At 44.6% G+C, this 19,048-nt stretch carries 15 protein-coding genes; 1 reads left to right on the top strand and 14 read right to left on the bottom strand.

Going from position 1 to position 19,048, the window contains the following annotated elements:
• Nucleotides 1-103 precede the first annotated feature (103 nt).
• From ABCM67_RS08695 to eno, 13 genes are all read right to left on the bottom strand, one after another.
• Complete coding sequence (locus ABCM67_RS08695; RefSeq protein ID WP_342992749.1) at nucleotides 104-1,843, bottom strand: sensor histidine kinase; 1,740 nt, start codon at nucleotides 1,841-1,843, stop codon at nucleotides 104-106.
• A gap of 134 nt (nucleotides 1,844-1,977) precedes the next feature.
• Nucleotides 1,978-3,366 carry a glycoside-pentoside-hexuronide (GPH):cation symporter gene (locus tag ABCM67_RS08700; protein WP_021651742.1) on the bottom strand — a complete coding sequence of 463 codons (1,389 nt, stop codon included), beginning with the start codon at nucleotides 3,364-3,366 and terminating at the stop codon, nucleotides 1,978-1,980.
• Between the two features lie 283 nt (nucleotides 3,367-3,649).
• Entirely contained in the window at nucleotides 3,650-4,597 is a 948-nt protein-coding gene (locus ABCM67_RS08705) for a substrate-binding domain-containing protein (protein ID WP_342992750.1), read from the bottom strand.
• A 119-nt stretch (nucleotides 4,598-4,716) separates the two neighbouring features.
• Nucleotides 4,717-5,868: an iron-containing alcohol dehydrogenase gene (locus ABCM67_RS08710; RefSeq protein ID WP_173733938.1), complete on the bottom strand. Its 1,152-nt coding sequence runs from the start codon at nucleotides 5,866-5,868 to the stop codon at nucleotides 4,717-4,719.
• A 138-nt stretch (nucleotides 5,869-6,006) separates the two neighbouring features.
• Nucleotides 6,007-6,792 (bottom strand): 5-deoxy-glucuronate isomerase, encoded by a 786-nt coding sequence (locus ABCM67_RS08715; RefSeq protein WP_173733939.1) that lies wholly within the window; start codon nucleotides 6,790-6,792, stop codon nucleotides 6,007-6,009.
• Between the two features lie 16 nt (nucleotides 6,793-6,808).
• On the bottom strand, nucleotides 6,809-8,740 hold the full coding sequence (gene iolD / locus ABCM67_RS08720) for a 3D-(3,5/4)-trihydroxycyclohexane-1,2-dione acylhydrolase (decyclizing) (RefSeq protein WP_118608902.1): 1,932 nt from the start codon (nucleotides 8,738-8,740) through the stop codon (nucleotides 6,809-6,811).
• Between the two features lie 18 nt (nucleotides 8,741-8,758).
• Nucleotides 8,759-9,793, bottom strand: coding sequence for a 5-dehydro-2-deoxygluconokinase (gene iolC / locus ABCM67_RS08725; RefSeq protein WP_015524405.1), 1,035 nt, complete (start codon nucleotides 9,791-9,793; stop codon nucleotides 8,759-8,761).
• A gap of 397 nt (nucleotides 9,794-10,190) precedes the next feature.
• Nucleotides 10,191-11,219: a LacI family DNA-binding transcriptional regulator gene (locus ABCM67_RS08730; protein WP_022426319.1), complete on the bottom strand. Its 1,029-nt coding sequence runs from the start codon at nucleotides 11,217-11,219 to the stop codon at nucleotides 10,191-10,193.
• Nucleotides 11,220-11,357: 138 nt separating this feature from the next.
• Nucleotides 11,358-12,749, bottom strand: a complete 1,392-nt coding sequence (gene larC / locus ABCM67_RS08735; RefSeq protein ID WP_147603459.1) for a nickel pincer cofactor biosynthesis protein LarC — start codon at nucleotides 12,747-12,749, stop codon at nucleotides 11,358-11,360.
• Nucleotides 12,750-13,493 carry a nickel pincer cofactor biosynthesis protein LarB gene (gene larB / locus ABCM67_RS08740; protein ID WP_022426321.1) on the bottom strand — a complete coding sequence of 248 codons (744 nt, stop codon included), beginning with the start codon at nucleotides 13,491-13,493 and terminating at the stop codon, nucleotides 12,750-12,752.
• 149 nt (nucleotides 13,494-13,642) lie between these two features.
• Complete coding sequence (locus ABCM67_RS08745; RefSeq protein WP_021651749.1) at nucleotides 13,643-14,380, bottom strand: ABC transporter ATP-binding protein; 738 nt, start codon at nucleotides 14,378-14,380, stop codon at nucleotides 13,643-13,645.
• A 12-nt stretch (nucleotides 14,381-14,392) separates the two neighbouring features.
• Complete coding sequence (locus ABCM67_RS08750) at nucleotides 14,393-15,169, bottom strand: ABC transporter permease (protein WP_147603460.1); 777 nt, start codon at nucleotides 15,167-15,169, stop codon at nucleotides 14,393-14,395.
• A gap of 139 nt (nucleotides 15,170-15,308) precedes the next feature.
• Nucleotides 15,309-16,604, bottom strand: coding sequence for a phosphopyruvate hydratase (gene eno / locus ABCM67_RS08755; protein ID WP_044961624.1), 1,296 nt, complete (start codon nucleotides 16,602-16,604; stop codon nucleotides 15,309-15,311).
• Between the two features lie 487 nt (nucleotides 16,605-17,091).
• On the opposite strand from eno, the gene ABCM67_RS08760 reads away from it, so the two are divergent.
• Nucleotides 17,092-17,583, top strand: coding sequence for a DUF2798 domain-containing protein (locus ABCM67_RS08760; protein WP_147603461.1), 492 nt, complete (start codon nucleotides 17,092-17,094; stop codon nucleotides 17,581-17,583).
• Between the two features lie 125 nt (nucleotides 17,584-17,708).
• Here ABCM67_RS08760 and ABCM67_RS08765 read toward each other — a convergent pair whose 3' ends face one another.
• A complete protein-coding gene (locus ABCM67_RS08765; protein ID WP_147603462.1) occupies nucleotides 17,709-19,040 on the bottom strand; it encodes an MATE family efflux transporter in 1,332 nt (443 codons plus the stop codon).
• Nucleotides 19,041-19,048: the final 8 nt, after the last annotated feature.

Here is a 19,048-nt window from a genome sequence, read left to right on the forward strand (position 1 = left end):
TCTGCATCATCCACGATCTCATATCCTGCTTTTTCCCAGGAATCCAGGGTTTTGAGATAGCTCCTTACAAGAAAATCATCATCTGCCACCAGTGTTCTGTACATTAATTTTTTCTCCCTTCTTCAGGCATATCATAGATCGCAGGCAGAAATACCGTGACCTCTGTACCGTTTCCACTGCTTACGTATTCCATTCCTCCCTGTGTCCCGTAATAAAGCTCCAGGCGTTCTTTTACATTTGGAATCCCCACTGCGGAAAGTCCGTTTGTTTTTTTTGCATGACTGTTAAAAAGATCTCGGATCTGCTCTTTTGTCATTCCTCTGCCGTTATCCTTTACTATGAGGATCAGCTTTCCTTCACTTACGTTTCCGCTGATCCAGATTTTTCCTGTTTGCCGTTTGATGTCGATCCCGTGAAGAAGAGCATTCTCCACAAGCGGCTGAAGGATCAGTCTTGGAATATAGCACCGGTATGCTTCCTCAGAGATCTCATATTTCACCTGAAAGCTTCCCTGATAGCGAAAATCCTGCAGATGGATATAATTTTTCAGTATATGGATCTCATCGGCAACAGAAAGGAAGCTTCCCTTTTTGTTGATACTGGCCTGCAGAAGCTCCACGAAATCTCCAATAAGCCCTGCCAGCTCTTTTTCCCCTTTCAGAAATGCCGCAAATTTGATGGAGTTCAATGTATTATACATAAAATGCGGTGTGATCTGATACTGCAGTGCTTCCAGCTCTGCATCTTTTTTCTGCTGTTCCTCTTCGATCACCTGGGCGATCAGAGCTTCGATATAATCCAGCATGTGGTTGAATTCTTTTCCGAGGGTTCCGATCTCATCAGCAGTAGTCACTTCTGTACGGAGGCTCAGATCTCCCTCACCAACCTTCTCAACCGTGCCAGTCATGGATCTGAGCGGTCCGCAGACTACTCTGGAGAGCCACAGTGCCAGCAGCACAGCTGCCACAAAAACTGCACCAAATATTCCGATCAGAAAGAGCCGCATCCGGGAAAGTCCGCTTAAAACTTCTTTTTTCGGTACCTCCAGATATAAGCCGCAGTCTGAAAAGCTACCTCTGCTAAAAAAAGAGATCACACCGTTTTTTTCTGCATAGCCTTCCATTTTAGGAACATTCTGGTCTGTAATCTCCGGAAATGTTTTTCCAATGTCACTGTAGTCTCCGGATGTCACGATTTCATCATTTCTGTCTACCAGAACTATTCTGGTGATCTTTTCATCATTGACAGCTTCCAGATATTCGTAATAAATTGCCCGTTCCCTGATGTCTGCGACAACATACCCCAGAATCTCTCCGTTATCATCCTCTACCTTCTGGATCACAGAAAGAAAGCTGCCTCCTTCATGGATCGGAGATTCCACAAGAACCGGAAAGGAATCCAGTTCCTGTATTTTTTCCAATTCCTCGATATGTTCTCCTGAAATCCCCTGCTTGTTTACCGGAAATTCCTCAGAAGTCACAGCCATTTTTTTGTCTGGAAAGACAAAGTAAAGGGAGTTGATATCTTTATATTCCCGACTGTGTTCCCGGAGAAGCCCAGCCATATTTTCCAGGCTGTTTTCATTTCCTGTATAGCTGTATTCCTTCGCATTATTCCGTATATCTGTATCCCAGGCAGTTCTCGTATTCACATAATAAATCTCTTTCAGGGATTCGTCCAGATCTTTTATAGTCTGCTGCATCCGTCCATACAGGATACCTGAATAATTTTCTTCGATCATCCCTGCTGCCCGAAAATAAAATACCACCGTAAGAGAACAGGCAGTAAACATGGTTACTGTCAGGATCGCCAGTAATATCTTTGCCCGGATACTTTTTAACATAGAACTCCTCCCTTCCGTAAAGCGGATATACGCCTCTCTATGCTATATGCCCATAAACGCAGGAAACAGCAGGAGTATCCTACCCCTGCCTGATTTCCTGTTTGCGGTTGAATATATGTTTTACAATAAAATGTTTATAACTGTCCGTGTGCCTCGCGCTCGGTAAGCTCCTGCATGATCGCCGGATACATTTTGTCAAGCTTATATCCGAAAAGCGTTACAATGATCACTGCTGCAATGAGGATCGGTCCAAATTTATAAAGAGAAACGATCATCTCCAGTGCTGTTTCCGGCTGTGCAGTTATTCCTGCAGATGAGCTTACATATCCGGAACTGCTTAAAAGACCTGTGATCACTGCGGAGGCAAGACCTGCGCCAACTTTTGTTCCGATGGAACCGCCTGCAAAGATCAGACTTTCCTGACGGATATGGTTTTTCCACTGTCCGAACTCTACTACATCACCAACCATACTGAATACAACTGCGTTCAGTGGAGCAAGTCCGATGGCACGTGTGACACAGCTCATAACCATGAAGCCGAAGCTGTATGGATTCAGGAAAAACAGAATCTGGCCGCCAAGTGCAACAAATCCGCCGACAAATGCGATATTTCTTTTTCCAAATTTCTTGATCAACGGTGAGCAGATGAAGATTCCCACTACCAGAACCAGGGTTTCTGTAAGGAACAGTGCGCTGTACATCCATGTATCATTGTTGAAAATATATTTACAGTAGTACGGAAGAATGGTTCCTGTGATCGTAAAGGATACACTCTGTACTGTCCACAGAAGCATTACTGCCCAGAAATACTGATTTGCAAAAAGTGCCTTCAGCATTGTCGGAATCGGAAGCTTCTCATCTTTCTTTCTTGCTTCGATCTGAACCTTTTCCTCACATCTGAAGAAGCAGAGAAGCAGAAGTGCAAGTGCAAGCACTGCCCATACACTCATAACCTTGATCCATGCAGCCTGATCATTTCCAAGAAGCTTTACAAGCGGCAGTGTACAGGTTGCTGCAACGATCTTTCCGATAGGTGACAGTCCCATTCTCAATACACTGAGTTTATCTCTCTCTGATGATTCGCGTATCATCATTGAAGAAAGGCTTCCATATGGAAGATTGATCGCTGTATAGCATATGGTCGTACAGAAGTTATAGGTTACAAAGAGATACAGAAACTGAAGCATCCCTGTTGTACGCGGCACTGTGAAAAGCAGTACTGCTGACAGCGCAAACGGAATGCTCATCCACAGAAGCCAGGGTCTTGATTTTCCCCATTTGGAATTGGTCCTCTCTACAATGACACCCATGACCAGATCGGAAAATCCATCAAAGCATCTGGAAAGTAACATTACCAGTCCTACTGTTGCTGCGCTTATCCCTACATAATCTGTGTAAAACAGCGTCAGCAGTGTTCCGATCATTCCGAACACGATATTACATCCTACATCTCCTCCAGCATAACACAGCCCTGTTGATACCGAAAGTTTTTTCTTCTCCATCTTATTATCCCGCCCTTTCATTTCTTTTCGTTTTTTATTTTCGCTTTCCTTTTGATGATTCTATTTTATCGAAAATACGGGATTATCATAGTATGAGAAATTTTAGTTTTTTCGGTATTATTTTTACCTGACTGTTAAATCTGTACCAAAGTTTTTCTGGTTCTGATATCTCTACATCCTTCTTTTGTCCTATTTTTATGTTTTGTGTTTTATTTTTGGATACCAGCCTGACTTTTTACCGAATCAGTCAATGCCTCTGCCGGATTGTAAAAAATAATAAGCAGCGGATGGAAACCTGCTTGTATCAGGGATGAGCATGTCCGTCATCCTTCATATATGTATCAATATTTTCTTCGGTAAGCACCTGGGAATCCAGAATCTCATCTTCTCCTGTTCCCTCTCCCTCCAGATCCTTCACAATATACCGGATAGTTTCATAACCGATCTGATAACCGGACTGCGCGCCAAGCGCCACAATACGCCCATCCTGAACCGCTTTCAAGGCATCTTCCTGAGCATCTACGGAAACAATAGAAATCTCCCGTCCTTCAGTTGCCTCTGAAAGCCCCAGGGCCGTCACTGCACTTGTGGCCATGATTCCGTTAAGATCCGGATACTTCACCAGGATCTCATCCACATCCTTCTGGGAAACCCGCATATTGCTGTATCCGTTCCGAACCATTTCAATGGTGATCCCAGGCTCTTTTTCCATATATTTTTCAAATCCGGCAACACGCATCCGGTGTCCAGCCTGCTTAAAATCACCGGCGATCACGCCAATCTTTCCTTTATGATCCAGAGCCTTTGCAAGCTGCTCGCCCAGCTCATAGCCTAGTTTTTCATTGTCAATTCCAATATAAGGAATTTCTGAATCCTCTATGGGAGTATCACAGGCATATACAGAAATCCCCTTTTCTCTTGCGAAATTTAAATAATCTTCGCATTCATAGGAATCTATAGGAGAAACTGCCATCGCCTGGATATCGGTTTTCAGAAGATCCCGGATCATATTTTTCTGAACCTCTTCTTCTGTTTCGGAATCCGGGGACAGAATCACCACATCTGCATGATATTTTTCTGCCGCATCTTTCATTCCGTCGCAGACAGACAACCAATATTCACTGCTTTTAGATTTTGTAACAACACCGATCGTTACCTGCTCTTCTTCTGTTTTCCTTGCAGAAGACCCGCATCCGGAAAGGCTGCAAACTCCTATGACTGCCACCAGAATACAGATATACTTTTTTCTCATGAAGGATATGCCTCCTTTTCTTTTGCAGCTATATTTGCCACGGGAAAAAAGACTCCGGAGCCTTTTTCTCCGGTCCGGAGTCTTTTCCTATCTGGCAATGCAGGGTTTACATTTACATTTTACCAGAGTTTTCTGTAGATTTCTTTTACTTCCTCTTCTGTTACATCACGCATGGTATTCTGAGGACTTCCACTGTCCATGGCATCATGTGCCATTTTGTCGATGACGTTGAAGAACTCTTCTTTATTGATACCGAACTGCTCCAGAGTCGGAGTATCCAGTTCATTTACAAGTGACTCTACTGCTTTCAGGAATTTCTCAGCCGCTTCCTGATCAGAATCAGTTGCATCCGCCACACCAATATCACGTCCCAACGCTCCGAATCTGTCGTATGCTCCGGGAAGCGCAAAGGTAAGGCACTCCTTCAGAAGCATGGCATTGGAAAGTCCGTGTGCTACATGGAACAGTGCTCCGATCGGACGGCTCATTCCATGAATAATGGTAACAGATGCATTGTTAAATGCGATTCCTGCCTCAAGAGCAGCGACAGACATCTGTACACGAGCTTCTTCATTCTTTCCGTCTTTATATGCAACCGGAAGATATTTAAAGATCCTCTTTACTGCAGATACTGCAAAAGTATCGGAAAGTGTCTGTGCTTTTCTGGATGTATAAGCTTCCACACAGTGGCAAAGTGCATCAAGACCTGTTGCTGCTGTGATCTTTGGAGGTGCAGTCATAGTAAACTGTGGGTCGATAATGGCAAGATCCGGCATGAGAACTTTGCCTTTAAGAAGCATCTTGATGTCTTTTTTGGTATCCGTGATAATCGTGAACTGTGTTGCCTCAGATCCCGTTCCTGCTGTGGTAGGGATCGCCGCCATTGGCGGCATCTTTACATCGATCACTTTTCCCATGTAGTCGGAAATGCTTCCACCGTTTACTACCAGTGAGCCGATGGCTTTCATGGAGTCAATGGGGCTTCCGCCTCCCAGAGCTACCAGGAAGTCACAGTTCGCATCTTTATAGATCTGTAAGCCTTTTTCGATCATGGTATCTGTTGGCTCACCACAGATGTCAGAATAAATGCTGTATTCAATGCCCTGATTTGTCAGCGCCTTCTCAACTTTTGCACAGTTTCCCAGGTCGATCATTACTTTATCGGTTACGATCAGAGCTTTTTTACCAAGGAGTTTCAGTGCTCCTTCTGCCATGTCCAGTGCTCCGGAACCGGAAATAATTTCTCCAGGTACAATAAATTCTCTTGCCATTGTCAAAATCTCCCTTCAGTCAGTACAATTTTTTTCATAATAGCAGCAGGTCTACTGCTGTCCGCTCCTCACGAACAACAGCATTTTCCTCTTCCTGCTGCCTGTTATTTACGATCCAGTATCAGTATCTCCGAATCCTTAAAACTCGGCGTCATGAAGCCAGGTATATCTCTCATCCTCGCAGCGGTCTGTCTGCAGCCACGGATTTCCGTCAATGTGGCGGATCATCCAGCATGTATACATCTGATATCCAGGTGCAACTGCCTGCGGATGAAGCTCTCCTCCTGGAATTGCGGAAAAGCTCTCGTCTGTACTCTTAAATACCTGATCACCGACAAAGCTTGCTCCAAATCCTTCCGGATGATCAAATTTGAAAAAGTATGTCTCAGGCTGCGGATGTCTGTGCGGCAGGTATCCGGACCAGTTTCCTCTGTCATTGAGAACCTCACCAAGTACCATATTGGACTCCGGTGAAATGTCATGATCGAAGATGGTGTTTACTCTTCTCTTCGCAACATTTCCGAACTTGCCTACGCAGGAATATCCCCACGGAGCATCTTCCGGTTTGTAGAGTTTTGCACCGAAATCTTTCTCATTCTTTGTGCACTGGACAAGGATCTGTGACTCCGCATTTGCCACAACTGCGATCTCAGTTCCTGTACATCCATGAACACACCAAGGTCCCTCTGTGAACACATCTTTTCTAGTTGCTGCTGCTTCGTTTCCGTTCCATTTATAGGTGATATTTCCGGAGAGGAGGAGAACTGCTGTCTCCTCACCCTCTCTTAAAAATGTTCTTGTCTCCCCTGCCTTCATACGGTAAACACGGATGTCCATCATCATGGCCTTGTACTCATTATCGTATGTTGTAAGAATCTTTTCGCCTTTTTCGTCATATTCCGGATAACCAAATACTTTACTCATTTTCTTACCTCCCAGATTAGTACAGTCTTGCCTCTTCACGGCCTTTCATAACTCCTTCGCAGGCCTTTCTTACGCTTTCTTTCTCAGATGTTGTTGCGATTCCTACATCCCACCAGGACTCATATCCGTCTGTCATGGTCTTCGGGATAACTTTGAGATCAAAGAGGCATGCGATCTCCTGCTTTTTGGCATCTTCCAGAGCGTCTACCAATTCCTGGATGGTGCGGCAGGTATAGGTCTTCAGACCATAGCCTTCGCCGATCTTTGCATAATCTACAGGGATCAGATCTCCGGTCGGTTTCTTGCCGTCTGTATAACGGAACTCTGTTGCAAGGCTTCCGATTCCGTGGTTCATCTCAAGGTTGTTGATGCAGCCAAATCCGCAGTTATCGAATACCATGATATTGACTTTCTGTCTCTCCTGCATGATAGTCATGATCTCACTGTGGAGCATCTGGAAGCTGGAATCTCCAACTACGCAGTATACTTCATTATCCGGCTCAGCAAATTTCACACCGAGGGTAGCGGCAACCTCATATCCCATACAGGAATATCCGTACTCTGCATGATATCCGCCACGTTTGTCTGTTCTCCACATACGCTGCATACAGCTTGGAAGGGAACCGCCTGCTGTGATGATGGTTGCATCTTTGTCGATAGTTCTGTTGATTGCTGCAAGTGCTGCTGTCTGTGTGATCTTTCCGTTTGTAAGCTTTACATATTCCGGAATCGTACGAGGATCTCTTGCCTTGATCAGCGGCTCAAAATCATCTCCTGTGTACTCAATGCTTCCAAGGCGCTCCATCTCTTTATCCCATGCAGCTTTTGCTTTCTCGATCTCATCTGTGTATGCAGATTTATATCCTCTTGCACGAAGCTTTTCTGCAAGTGCTTCTACGGTAGCTTTTGCATCACCCACTGCTTTTACTGCATCCATCTTGTATGCGTGGAATCTGCAGTTGTTGATGCTTACAAACTGAACATCCTCATTCTGGAACAGATGCTTGGAGCTTGTTGTAAAGTCAGACATTCTGGAACCGATAGAAATTACCACGTCTGCGTCTTTACCGATGATGTTGGAAGCGTAGGTTCCTGTTACACCGATACCGCCAAGGCAGTATGGATTGCCAGACTGGCAGGCGCTCTTTCCGGCCTGTGTCTCGCCGAACGGGATCTTGAACTCTTCACAGAATTTCTCAACAGCTTCTCCAGCCTCTGAGTAACGGACACCACCACCAACAACGATAAGCGGTTTCTTAGCTCCTGCGATGACCTCTGCCACATCCTCAAGCTCTTCCTCTACTGCAACCGGTCTTGTGATCCTGTGCACTCTCTTCTTGAAGAAGTACTCCGGGAAGTCAAAGGACTCACCCTCAACATCCTGGCAAAGTGCGATGCAGCATGCACCTGTTTCAGCCGGATCTGTAAGAACTCTCATTGCATTGATCAGAGCGGTCATGACCATCTCCGGTCTTGTGATCCTATCCCAGTATTTGCAGACTGGCTTGAATGCATCGTTCGTACTGACGGCAAGGCTGCTGCTCTGCTCCAGCTGCTGGAGAACCGGGTCAGGCTGGCGAGATGCAAAAGTATCTGCCGGGAATACAAGAAGCGGAATATTATTTACAGTTGCTGTTGCACATGCTGTTACCATGTTTGCAGCTCCAGGTCCGATGGAGGAAGCGCATGCAATGATTTTTTTGCGGTTGCTCTGTTTTGCAAAAGCGGTAGCAACGTGACACATACCCTGCTCATTTCTTCCCTGAAGAACCTTCAGCTGTCCCGGATTTGTATCCAGTGCCTCACCAAGTCCTACAGCAATACCGTGTCCGAAGATCGTGAAAAATCCTTCTACGAATTTTGTCTCCACTCCGTCCATGGAAACATACTGATTATCCAGAAATTTTACAATTGCCTGTGCAGTTGTCATTCTTACTGTCTTTGCCATTTTTTCCACTCCTTTTCTTTATACTCTTGCGATCATTTCGCCGAATTTTTCTTTTTCATCTTTAATGAATGCGTGAACTTCATCCGGTCCCGGAAGGGAATCGGAGCAGTTGTTGCTCTTAACCATCATGGATGCCTCAGCAGAACCAAACTCCAAGCAGTCAATGATCTCCCAACCCTGATACAGTCCATACAGGAATCCGGAGCCGTATCCGTCGCCGCCGCCGAAGCCTTTTCTTGCCTCAACCGGGAATGGCTTGATGCTGAACTTCTGTCCATCAACTGTGTAGGCTGTGGAACCCTTCATACCGTGTTTGATGACAACGATCTTTGCATTTTTTGCCTGCCAGTAAGCTGCACTCTCCTCATCAGTCATGCCTTCTTTAATCAGTTTCTCTGTAAGGTCAAACTCTTCTCTGGAGCCCATGATGATGTCAGCTTCCTTAGCTACGATGGAATAGTAGATGGAAATCTCATCTGCATTCTTCCAGTTGTACTCTCTGTAATCAATATCAAAAATGATCTTTGTGTTTACTTTCTTAGCAAGCATAACCGCTTTGATCGCTGCTTCTCTGGAAGGGCTCTCTGCGAGAGCAGTTCCGGAAATGAGGATCGCTTTTGCATTTTTGATATAATCCTCGTGGATGTCGTCTACATGAAGCTGCAGATCTGCGATACGGTTACGATACATGAGGATGCTGCTTTCCTTTGGAGAAAGCATCTCGGTAAAGGTAAGTCCCAGCTTCTCTCCGTTTGTACATTTTGTGATCTGTGAGGTATCGATTCCTCTCTCATCAAAATAATCTACAACATACTCACCGAACTGATCATCCGAAACCTTTCCGATAAATCCTGCTTTCAGGCCATGCTTGGTAACACCTACAGCAATGTTTGCAGGAGATCCTCCTACAAATTTCTCAAACATATGTACCTTCTTCAGGGGTTTGAACTCCTCCTTTACCTGATCGTTGTAAGCAGGATTAAAATCAATGGCAACTCTTCCAAGGAGCACCAGGTCCATTGGTCTGGATTCATCAAATTCGATATACTTCATGATCTTACCTCCGTTTGTTTGATGGTTTATTTTTTACTTCTTTTTTGTGTGCTTTTTTACTTTGCGTGCTTTTCCTTTTATTTAGCGTGCTTTCTTGCGTGTTTCTTATGATGTTAATATAGCACTGTTTTACAATTTGGGCAAGTACTTCTTTTCATTTTTCTTTTTTTCAGTTATTCTATACAATTTTTGTAGTTTTGTTTTGTTCAAAGTAGCTATTATCTACATGTGCATTTGCGTGTTGATATTTTTAGCACGCAATCAAATGTATCCAGACAGTTGTTTTCTTGGAATCTATATTTCATATCGTAGTATCTTACAGATTTCCTGTAATATAAAAAAGCCTGCAGTTTTCATCCTGCAGACTATTTTATATGATACTTTGCCCAATACATGTTCAAAGGTTATATTTTGTTTTGATCTTGATATCTGTAAAGAGATATTCTCTCTCCGGCTCCTGTCCTTTTGTCAGGATATCCGCCAGGATCCTTGGCGGTTCATACCCCTGGACATATCCATTCTGGTCGATCAGAAAATCCACATGATCATTCTTCAGTGCCCGTTCATTCTTCGGAGTCTGATCGTAGATCACAACGTAGGGCCTGCGGTCAAGTCTCAGCTTTTCAAATGCCTTCCCCACTCCTGCCTGGCCTCCGGATACAACCAGGATCCCGCTGATCCCTGAAGTACTCATCATGGCATTTTCTATAATGTGCTCCACCTCAGCTGCTTCATCAAAGCTTCCGTGAACACCGGCGATCTCCAGATGTGGAAAAGCCCGCTTGGCTTCCTCCACAAAGCCATCCACTCGCTGATTGTCAACATGATTGCTAAAATATCCGGTGATGATCAGGATCTTTCCATTTCCTCTTGTCAGCATTCCAAGAAGTCCGGCTGCGGTACGTCCACTTTTACGGTTATCCATTCCCACAAAACAGGTTCTTCTCGTTCCTACAATATCAGAGTTAAAGGTTACTACTGGGATATTCTTCTCTTCGATCAAAGCATTCAGTTTCTCCCGGACAGTCTCACTGTCTACCGGCATGATCGCAAGTCCCCGGATTCCTTCCTGTTCCAGTTCCTCAATGGCCTGCAGCTGTTCCTCTTCATCAACGGAAAGACCCTCTTTCAGAATCAGCTGGATTCCTTTTTCTTTCAGTTCCACGGCTGCCTTCTCAATACCACGGTTTACTTCCTGCATAAAAGAAGATCTGGCAAGCTGTGTCACCACTCCGATCTTCAGTCTTTCATCTTTAGCTGTTCTGGAATGCTTCCGTTCTTTCTGTACATATCCCATCTCGTCCGCCAGACGGCAGATCCTCTCTGCCACCTCCGGATTGATCCGTCCTCTGTGGTTCAACGCTCTGTCCACGGTTCCCCTGGAAACCCCTGCCTGTTCTGCAATCTGCTGTATTGTTACCGCCATAAATCCTTCTCCTGCCTCTGCCTTACTGTATCATTGCCAGCTGTTCTGTTCGGCAATAATCTTTCTATATACATTTATATAGTTTTTTCGAAAAGGTGTCAATATGTAAGTGCATTATACAAGGCAACCACCTCGATCTTATCCCCGAACAGCCATATGATATGCTTCTTTATAGGAAATTCCTGTTTTTTCACAGAGTTTTTTTACGCTTTCGTATTCCGGATAATAATATTCCTGTCCGCCAAAAGTGCAGACCTTCACTTCTACATTTCCCAGCGGGGTTGTAACCGTTCTTTTCTCTCTTTTCAAAATGGTTCTCCCCATCTCCTGGCGACGGATCCCAATGGTTGTCGTTTCTCTGAAAATGATCTGCTCCATCGCTGAAACCTGTTCTTTTTTACATAGAACGGTAAGCAGCCATGCCGGACGGTTTTTCTTCATAAACACAGGCATGTAATTGGTCTCTCTGGCTCCTGCCTCATACAGAAGCTCCATAACATAGCCAAGCGTTTCTCCTGTACAGTCATCAATGTTGGATTCCAGCTTTATAATGGTGTCTATTTCCGTACAAGCATCATTGCCTGAAGCCTCCTCCCCGGATTCCCGGATCAGCATGGCACGGAGAATTCCCGGGCACTCATACTGGCGCTTGCCTGCTCCGATACCGATCTTCTCCACCGTAAAATCTTCAGGCAGTTTTTCTGATGTAAGGAATGCCGCCACAATGGCTGCTCCTGTAGGCGTTATCAGTTCACCCTGCACCGATGTGATATGCAGCTTCAGCTGATGAGCACTTACAATATTACTTACCGCCGGTACCGGCACCGGAAGGATTCCGTGCTGACAGCGAATCGTTCCGCTACCCTCACAAAGTCTTGGAACGATCACTTCCTCCACATCCAGATCATCCATACAGATTGCAACAGAAAGAATATCCACAATGGAATCCACTGCACCCACTTCATGGAAATGGACCTGATCCACCGGTACATTATGGGCTTTTGCTTCTGCCTCGGCAAGAATCTTAAAAATCCTTTTTCCATAGGATTTTGCACGATCTGTCATATCTGCATGGTCGATAATCTCCATGATCTCGTTAAGGCCACGGTGTTCATGGTGATGGTGTCCGTGGTGGGAATGCATCGTTTCTGTATATGTATGACTGTTTCCATGGGTTTCCTGTACATGATGTTCATGAGAATGGGGATGCTCATGGGCTTCCAGGGCTTCATGACTATGTTGATAATGATGTTCCCCATGATCCTGGCTGTAAGAATCTCCATCATGCCCATACAGATATTTCATATCATGATCATGATTCTCATGATCATGATCCAGTAGTACATCAAAATCACAGGCATCGATCCCTGATTTCATCACACGGCTGATCTTTATGTCGAAACCTTTTACCGGCAGACTTTTAAGAGTTCTCACCAGTTTTTTCTGATCTGCACCCAGATCCAGAAGAGCCGCAACTGTCATATCCCCGCTGATCCCGGAGGTACACTCCAGATATAATTTGTTTCTCATTTATTTTCCCTCCGCAAGCCGATTGATCTGGGTTGCCAGATATCCTGCCCCAAATCCGTTGTCAATATTTACTACTGCAATTCCGTTGGCACAGGAATTGATCATTGTCAGAAGCGCTGACAATCCATGAAAGCTGGCGCCATATCCCACAGAAGTAGGTACCGCGATCACCGGACGTTTCACAAGACCACCCATAACACTTGCCAGCGCACCTTCCATTCCTGCTACCGCAACCACACAGTTAGCCTCCTGGATGGTATCCAGCCTGGAAAAGAGTCTGTGCATACCACTGACTCCCACATCATAGATCCTCTCCACATGTGTGCCGAAATACTCTGCTGTCTGGGCAGCTTCCTCCGCAACAGAAATATCTGCTGTTCCGGCTGTACACACTGCCACCTTTCCGATATGCTCCTTCTCTTTTTCAATCTTCAAAATTCCGGAAACAGGATCATAAACCACATCAGGAAGAACCTTTTTTACCAGTTCATACTGATGTTCTGACGCCCTTGTTCCAAAGACTTCTCCATCTTCCTCATAAAGCTTCTGATAGATATTCAAAAGATGTTCGTCTGCTTTTCTCGCACAGTAAACTACCTCCGCAAAACCGGTCCTCGCTTTTCGGGTAGTATCCAGCTTCGCATAATCCATTTCTTCATATCCCTCTTTTTTCAGAAGGTCCTCTGCATGCTCCACAGAGAGCTGGCCTTTTTTTACCTTTTCAAGGATCTGCTGTAAAGTCATCTTTTTGCCTCCCTGTTTTCTTCGTAATATAATAACACAATAGCCAGACATTTGCATCATTTCCGCAAATCGTCTGGCTATCTGCTATTCAAACCGTTCACTGTCCGGTTCTTTTTATTTATGCGACTGCCTAGGTCGCCTTCTGTTCTTTATCTGATCATCTCCGTATATTTGGCCGAGATCTCATCAATATCTCCATATGCGATCAGTTTTCCTTTTTCAAGTATCATTGCTTTATTGCACAAGCGCTGTACCTGTTCCAGAGAATGGGATACAAACAGTACCGTAACGCCCTTATCAAACATACTTAAGACTTTCTTTTCACTCTTTTTCCGGAATTTGGCATCTCCTACAGAAAGGACTTCATCCAGGATCAGGATATCCGGTGATACCAGTGTGGCAATGGAGAATCCAAGTCTTGCCTTCATACCGGAAGAATAATTCTTAATAGGGACATCGATAAATTCCTTCAGTTCAGAAAACTCAACGATCTCATCAAATTTCGATTCCAGAAACTTCTTGGAATATCCGAGCATCGCACCATACAGAAAAATATTCTCACGTCCTGTATACTGCGAATCAAAACCGGCTCCCAGTTCCAGAAGAGGGACCAGACGGCCGTTTCGGACCACCTTGCCTTCGGTAGGCTTGAATACACCGGCAATTACTTTGAGCAGAGTACTTTTTCCTGCTCCGTTAAGTCCCAGGATTCCTACACGGTCACCTTTTTTCACCTCAAAATCAACATTCTGAAGAGCCCAGAATTCATTATATTTAATTTCTTTTTTTAAGAATTTAATCACGTAATCCTTCAGGCTGTCTACCTTTTCTTTACTGAGATTAAACTTCATACTTACGTTATCTACAACTACTGCAGGTTTTTCCATATTTTTCTCCTGTTAAATATAAAGGATAAATTCATCCTGTTTCTTCTTGAAACAGAACATTCCGATGGCAATCGTCACAAGGCTGAATACCAGTGCGTATGCCGCATAATGAAGATTCATCGGCTCTCCGAACATTCCCGAACGAAAAACATCGATGGTACAGTACAGCGGATTATATTTCAGGATCCATGAAAAACCACTTTTCAGCAGTCTGGACGGATAATAAAAGATCGCACAGGTATACATGATCAGCATCAGCGCTACTGACCACAGATATTCCATATCTCTGAAAAAAACGCCGATCGTAGCAAGGATCATTCCACACCCATAAGACAGCAGAAATACCAGGATCAACGCGATCGGGATCTGGAGCATATAAAGTGTCGGCTCCACACCAAGTACTGCTCCTACCGGAACCAGCACGATCAGCGAGATCAGGAAGATCACATAGTTAAAAAGTACACTTGACAGCGGATAGAGATATTTTGGCACATAAACTTTCTTGATCATTGCCGAATTCGTTCTTACTGATTTCAATGCCGCTTTTGTGGCACTGGAATAGAATGTGTACAGAAGACGTCCTGTCAGGATATATACAGGAAATGTCCGATCCTTGTTTCCGAACAGGGTACCGAATACGATCGTCAGTACGATCATGGTAAGCAACGGCTCAAGAAGAGACCAGATGATACCAAGATAGGAACGTCTGTACTTCAGTTTGATTCCTTTTTTTACAAGCTCTCCCAGAAGAAACCTGTAACGCATAAAAGTATTTACGTATTCTTTCATAGCATCTCCAATATTCAATTTTATTTTTTCACACGGCTGTAAATCATAATATACTATTTTGAGAAATCTGGCAACCTTATTTTCGCCAAAAAAAGGCACGCCAAAGCGTACCTTTTTGAGAAATGTGTTAGTTATGATCTTATCTCTTGATATTGAATGCCCGGAATCCCGGATATACTGCTGCATCACCAAGCTCTTCCTCAATACGGAGAAGCTGATTATATTTTGCCACACGTTCGCTTCTGGAAGGAGCTCCTGTCTTGATCTGGCAGGTATTCAGTGCCACTGCAAGATCTGCAATGGTTGTATCCTCTGTCTCTCCGGAACGATGGGAAGAAATCGCTGTATAGCCAGCTTTATGTGCCATTTTGATGGCTTCCAGAGTCTCAGATACAGAACCGATCTGATTCAGTTTGATCAGAATAGAATTTCCGCAGCCAAGGCTGATACCTTTCTCAAGACGCTCTGTATTTGTAACAAACAGGTCATCACCTACAAGCTGTACTTTTCCTCCAAGTTCTTTTGTCATGATCTGCCAGCCTTCCCAGTCTTCCTCATCAAGGCCATCCTCAATAGAGTAGATTGGATATTTTTCGATCAGATTTTTCCAGTGATCAACAAGCTCCGCAGATGTAAATTTCTTTCCGCATTTCGGAAGAACATACTCCCCCTTTTTGTTTCCTTTCCACTCACTGGATGCAGCATCCATGGCAAGTACAAAATCCTTTCCAGGCTCATATCCCGCTTTTTTCACTGCTTCAAGGATGTACTCAATGGCTTCCTCATCGCTTCCAAGGTCTGGTGCAAAACCACCTTCATCTCCAACGCTTGTTGCAAGGCCTTTTTCTTTCAGAAGTGCAGCAAGAGCGTGGAATACCTCCGTACACCAGCGAAGTCCCTCTTTAAAGCTTGGTGCTCCTGCCGGCATGATCATGAATTCCTGAACATCAACGGTATTCGCAGCATGTGCACCACCGTTTAGGATATTCATCATCGGAACCGGAAGTCTGTTTCCGTTCACCCCACCAAGAAATCTGTAAAGGGGGATGTCAAGAGAAATCGCAGCCGCACGTGCGCACGCAATAGAAACCGCAAGAATGGCATTTGCGCCCAGTTTTGATTTGTCCTTTGTTCCATCTGCTTTGAGCATGGCAGCATCCACTGCATAAATATCAGATGCATCCATTCCTGCCAGCGCATCATTAATTACTGTATTGATATTTTCAATGGCCTTCGAAACACCTTTTCCTCCAAAACGGCTTTTATCCTGATCTCTCAGCTCAAGTGCTTCGAATTCTCCTGTGGACGCTCCGCTTGGTGCTGCTCCTCTTCCGACCGTTCCATCTGCCAGATAAACCTCTGCCTCTACGGTCGGATTTCCTCTTGAATCAATGATCTCTCTTCCAATGACCTTCTCAATCTCTAAATAATCCATTTGATATTTATCCTCCTGTCTGGTCTTTTCGCCCTGTCCGTAACTCCTGTTCAGGCCGCATTTTGTCAGGGGATACGGCCCGCCACAAATTTTACGCATTAGTTAGAATCTGCTAACCGTTTACAAGTTTACTATATCTAACTTTAACGGTCAAGAGGAGTTATTGCCATTTTTTTCTCAATTACTCTTCTGATATTTCCATGTTTTTTCAGAACATTCCGCAGGATGTTGCGAATTTTACTTATTGACAAGGCTTTACTACTTATGATATCATAACCGCCGGTATCAAGCGGATATTCGTAAACCGCTCTGCTGCCTGCTTACAGCCAAATAACTGCTTCGCAGTTTGATTTGGTCAAAAAACCGAATATGGTTTATGACAAAATCCTGTCATATATTGGAAACGCACATTCTCCTGAATGATTAACGAACAACACATGCTCTGAGGTTTTACATTATCACTTAATCATTTTAAAGGAGGATTTTTATGCCAAAAAACAAATTTCAGGAAGTTATCTTTACCCTTATCATGGTATTTTTTATGGTTTACGCCATGATCTGCTACAACATTTCCCTGAACACAGGGAGTATGACAAACCGTGTGTTCCTTGACGCTTTTCATGAACTGGTGATCATGGGACCGATCGCATTTATCCTTGACTTCTTCCTTGTATCCAAGCTTGCTTTTGGTTGTGCAATGCGCATGGTAGATTTCAAAAGCTGCCATCCGTTCAGCAGGATCCTTGCGATCTCCGTTCCTTCCGTTGCTTTCATGTGCCCGTTAATGAGCCTCGCGGCAACCATTCTCTTTAAGGATGCCGGAAATCAGTTTGTAGCTGTATGGCTTCAGACAACCGCATTCAACTTCCCGATGGCATTCTTCTGGCAGCTGATCTATGCAGGTCCGATCGTACGTTTTATTTTCAGACATATCTTTCCTGAAAAGGAAAACGTAAAAGAAGCGACAGCAACTATGTAAAATTAAAGAAAGCACATTGCTATGGTTGAACCACCCCAAAAGTCATACTTTCCGGTGGCGGCTCATTCCATACAATGTGCTTTTTATTTTTCACGCGAATCTTTCTCATCGGATCTTCGAATCTCTCAGACTGTTTTCTTTAATTCCGGCATCTTAAGTATCTTCACGATCAGCGGGATCACCATAATGACCCAGACTATCGGTTCTGCTACGATCACGCCGGTATATCCGAGAAGTGGCACCAGAGTCACCGCGATCACTACTTTTCCGATCATCTCCAGCGCACTGGAAACCAGAGGGATCACCGTTTCTCCAAGGCCCTGCATAGCATTTCTGAGGACACTGATCACAGCCGTTACGAAATAAAAGATCGTATCAAATTTAAGATAATTGGCGGCATTGCGGATTACCGTTTCATTATGGCTTCCTGTGACCAGATAGATCAGCTGTTTTCCAATGGTAAAACTGAAGATCACAGTCATCACGGACCAGATACAGGTATACAGAACTGCAAGACCGATTCCCTGGCGCACCCGGTCCATACGCCCTGCACCTGCGTTCTGTCCGCAGAAGATTGCCATAGTCTGCCCGAACACGCCAAACATGATCATAAACATTTCCGTGATCTTACGGGCTGCTGTATGTGCCACGATGATATCTCTTCCAAGCCGGTTGATGGAAGTCTGCAGTGCCAGTGTACCAAGATTTACAAGAGAGCTTACAAGTCCCATAGAAAATCCGGCACTCAGCATATTTTTCATCATATTTCTTTCGAGACCGAAAAAATCCTCTTTTTTCAGCCGTAGGATCTCATACCTGCGGATCATGTAAAACCAGCATATCAGAAATGCCAGCGTCTGTGAAAGTACCGTGGCAACGGCAGCTCCCTGAACTCCTGCTTTTACTACCAGAATAAAAAACAGATCTCCTGCGATATTTAAAGTTACAGACACCGCCAGGATCACAAGAGGCGTCACCGTATCCCCAAGTGCGCGCAGAGATGCCGCGCAGGTATCATAAAGAAACGTTGCCAGCATACCTGCGATAATAATAAAGATATACTGCCTGGCAGTTCCCGTCAAATGATCCGGAACATTCAGGAACCTCAGGATCGGATGCAGAAACAAAAGTCCCAAAACAGTCAGGATCAAAGAAATCACGCTGCCCATTACAAGAGACAGCGCAAAAGATTTTCGTACTTCTTCCCGGTTTCCGGCACCGAATTTCTGTGCGGTGACAATGGAAAATCCATTTGCAAGGCCCATCAGAAAACCGATGATCAGCCCGCTTAAAGGACTGGTGGCCCCTACTGCCGCCAGCGCATCTTCTTTAAGAAAGCTTCCCACGATCCGGGTATCTGCCAGGCTGTACGTCAGCTGCAAGAGATTTCCCAGAAATACAGGAAGCGCAAAGGACAGGATCAATGTGGAAGGCTTCCCTTTTGTCAAGTCTTTCATGTCATCCT

Origin of the sequence: Blautia sp. 2227st1_G12_2227SCRN_220401, assembly GCF_039062885.1 — a bacterium.
GTDB lineage: Bacteria > Bacillota > Clostridia > Lachnospirales > Lachnospiraceae > Blautia_A > Blautia_A fusiformis.

Excerpts from the sequence above, each read along its gene's own strand:
- ABCM67_RS08695 (WP_342992749.1), bottom strand. The coding sequence starts at position 1,843 with ATGTTAAAAAGTATCCGGGCAAAGATATTACTGGCGATCCTGACAGTA.
- ABCM67_RS08700 (WP_021651742.1), bottom strand. The coding sequence starts at position 3,366 with ATGAAAGGGCGGGATAATAAGATGGAGAAGAAAAAACTTTCGGTATCA.
- ABCM67_RS08705 (WP_342992750.1), bottom strand. The coding sequence starts at position 4,597 with ATGAGAAAAAAGTATATCTGTATTCTGGTGGCAGTCATAGGAGTTTGC.
- ABCM67_RS08710 (WP_173733938.1), bottom strand. The coding sequence starts at position 5,868 with ATGGCAAGAGAATTTATTGTACCTGGAGAAATTATTTCCGGTTCCGGA.
- ABCM67_RS08715 (WP_173733939.1), bottom strand. The coding sequence starts at position 6,792 with ATGAGTAAAGTATTTGGTTATCCGGAATATGACGAAAAAGGCGAAAAG.
- iolD (WP_118608902.1), bottom strand. The coding sequence starts at position 8,740 with ATGGCAAAGACAGTAAGAATGACAACTGCACAGGCAATTGTAAAATTT.
- iolC (WP_015524405.1), bottom strand. The coding sequence starts at position 9,793 with ATGAAGTATATCGAATTTGATGAATCCAGACCAATGGACCTGGTGCTC.
- ABCM67_RS08730 (WP_022426319.1), bottom strand. The coding sequence starts at position 11,219 with ATGGCGGTAACAATACAGCAGATTGCAGAACAGGCAGGGGTTTCCAGG.
- larC (WP_147603459.1), bottom strand. The coding sequence starts at position 12,749 with ATGAGAAACAAATTATATCTGGAGTGTACCTCCGGGATCAGCGGGGAT.
- larB (WP_022426321.1), bottom strand. The coding sequence starts at position 13,493 with ATGACTTTACAGCAGATCCTTGAAAAGGTAAAAAAAGGCCAGCTCTCT.
- ABCM67_RS08745 (WP_021651749.1), bottom strand. The coding sequence starts at position 14,380 with ATGGAAAAACCTGCAGTAGTTGTAGATAACGTAAGTATGAAGTTTAAT.
- ABCM67_RS08750 (WP_147603460.1), bottom strand. The coding sequence starts at position 15,169 with ATGAAAGAATACGTAAATACTTTTATGCGTTACAGGTTTCTTCTGGGA.
- eno (WP_044961624.1), bottom strand. The coding sequence starts at position 16,604 with ATGGATTATTTAGAGATTGAGAAGGTCATTGGAAGAGAGATCATTGAT.
- ABCM67_RS08760 (WP_147603461.1), top strand. The coding sequence starts at position 17,092 with ATGCCAAAAAACAAATTTCAGGAAGTTATCTTTACCCTTATCATGGTA.
- ABCM67_RS08765 (WP_147603462.1), bottom strand. The coding sequence starts at position 19,040 with ATGAAAGACTTGACAAAAGGGAAGCCTTCCACATTGATCCTGTCCTTT.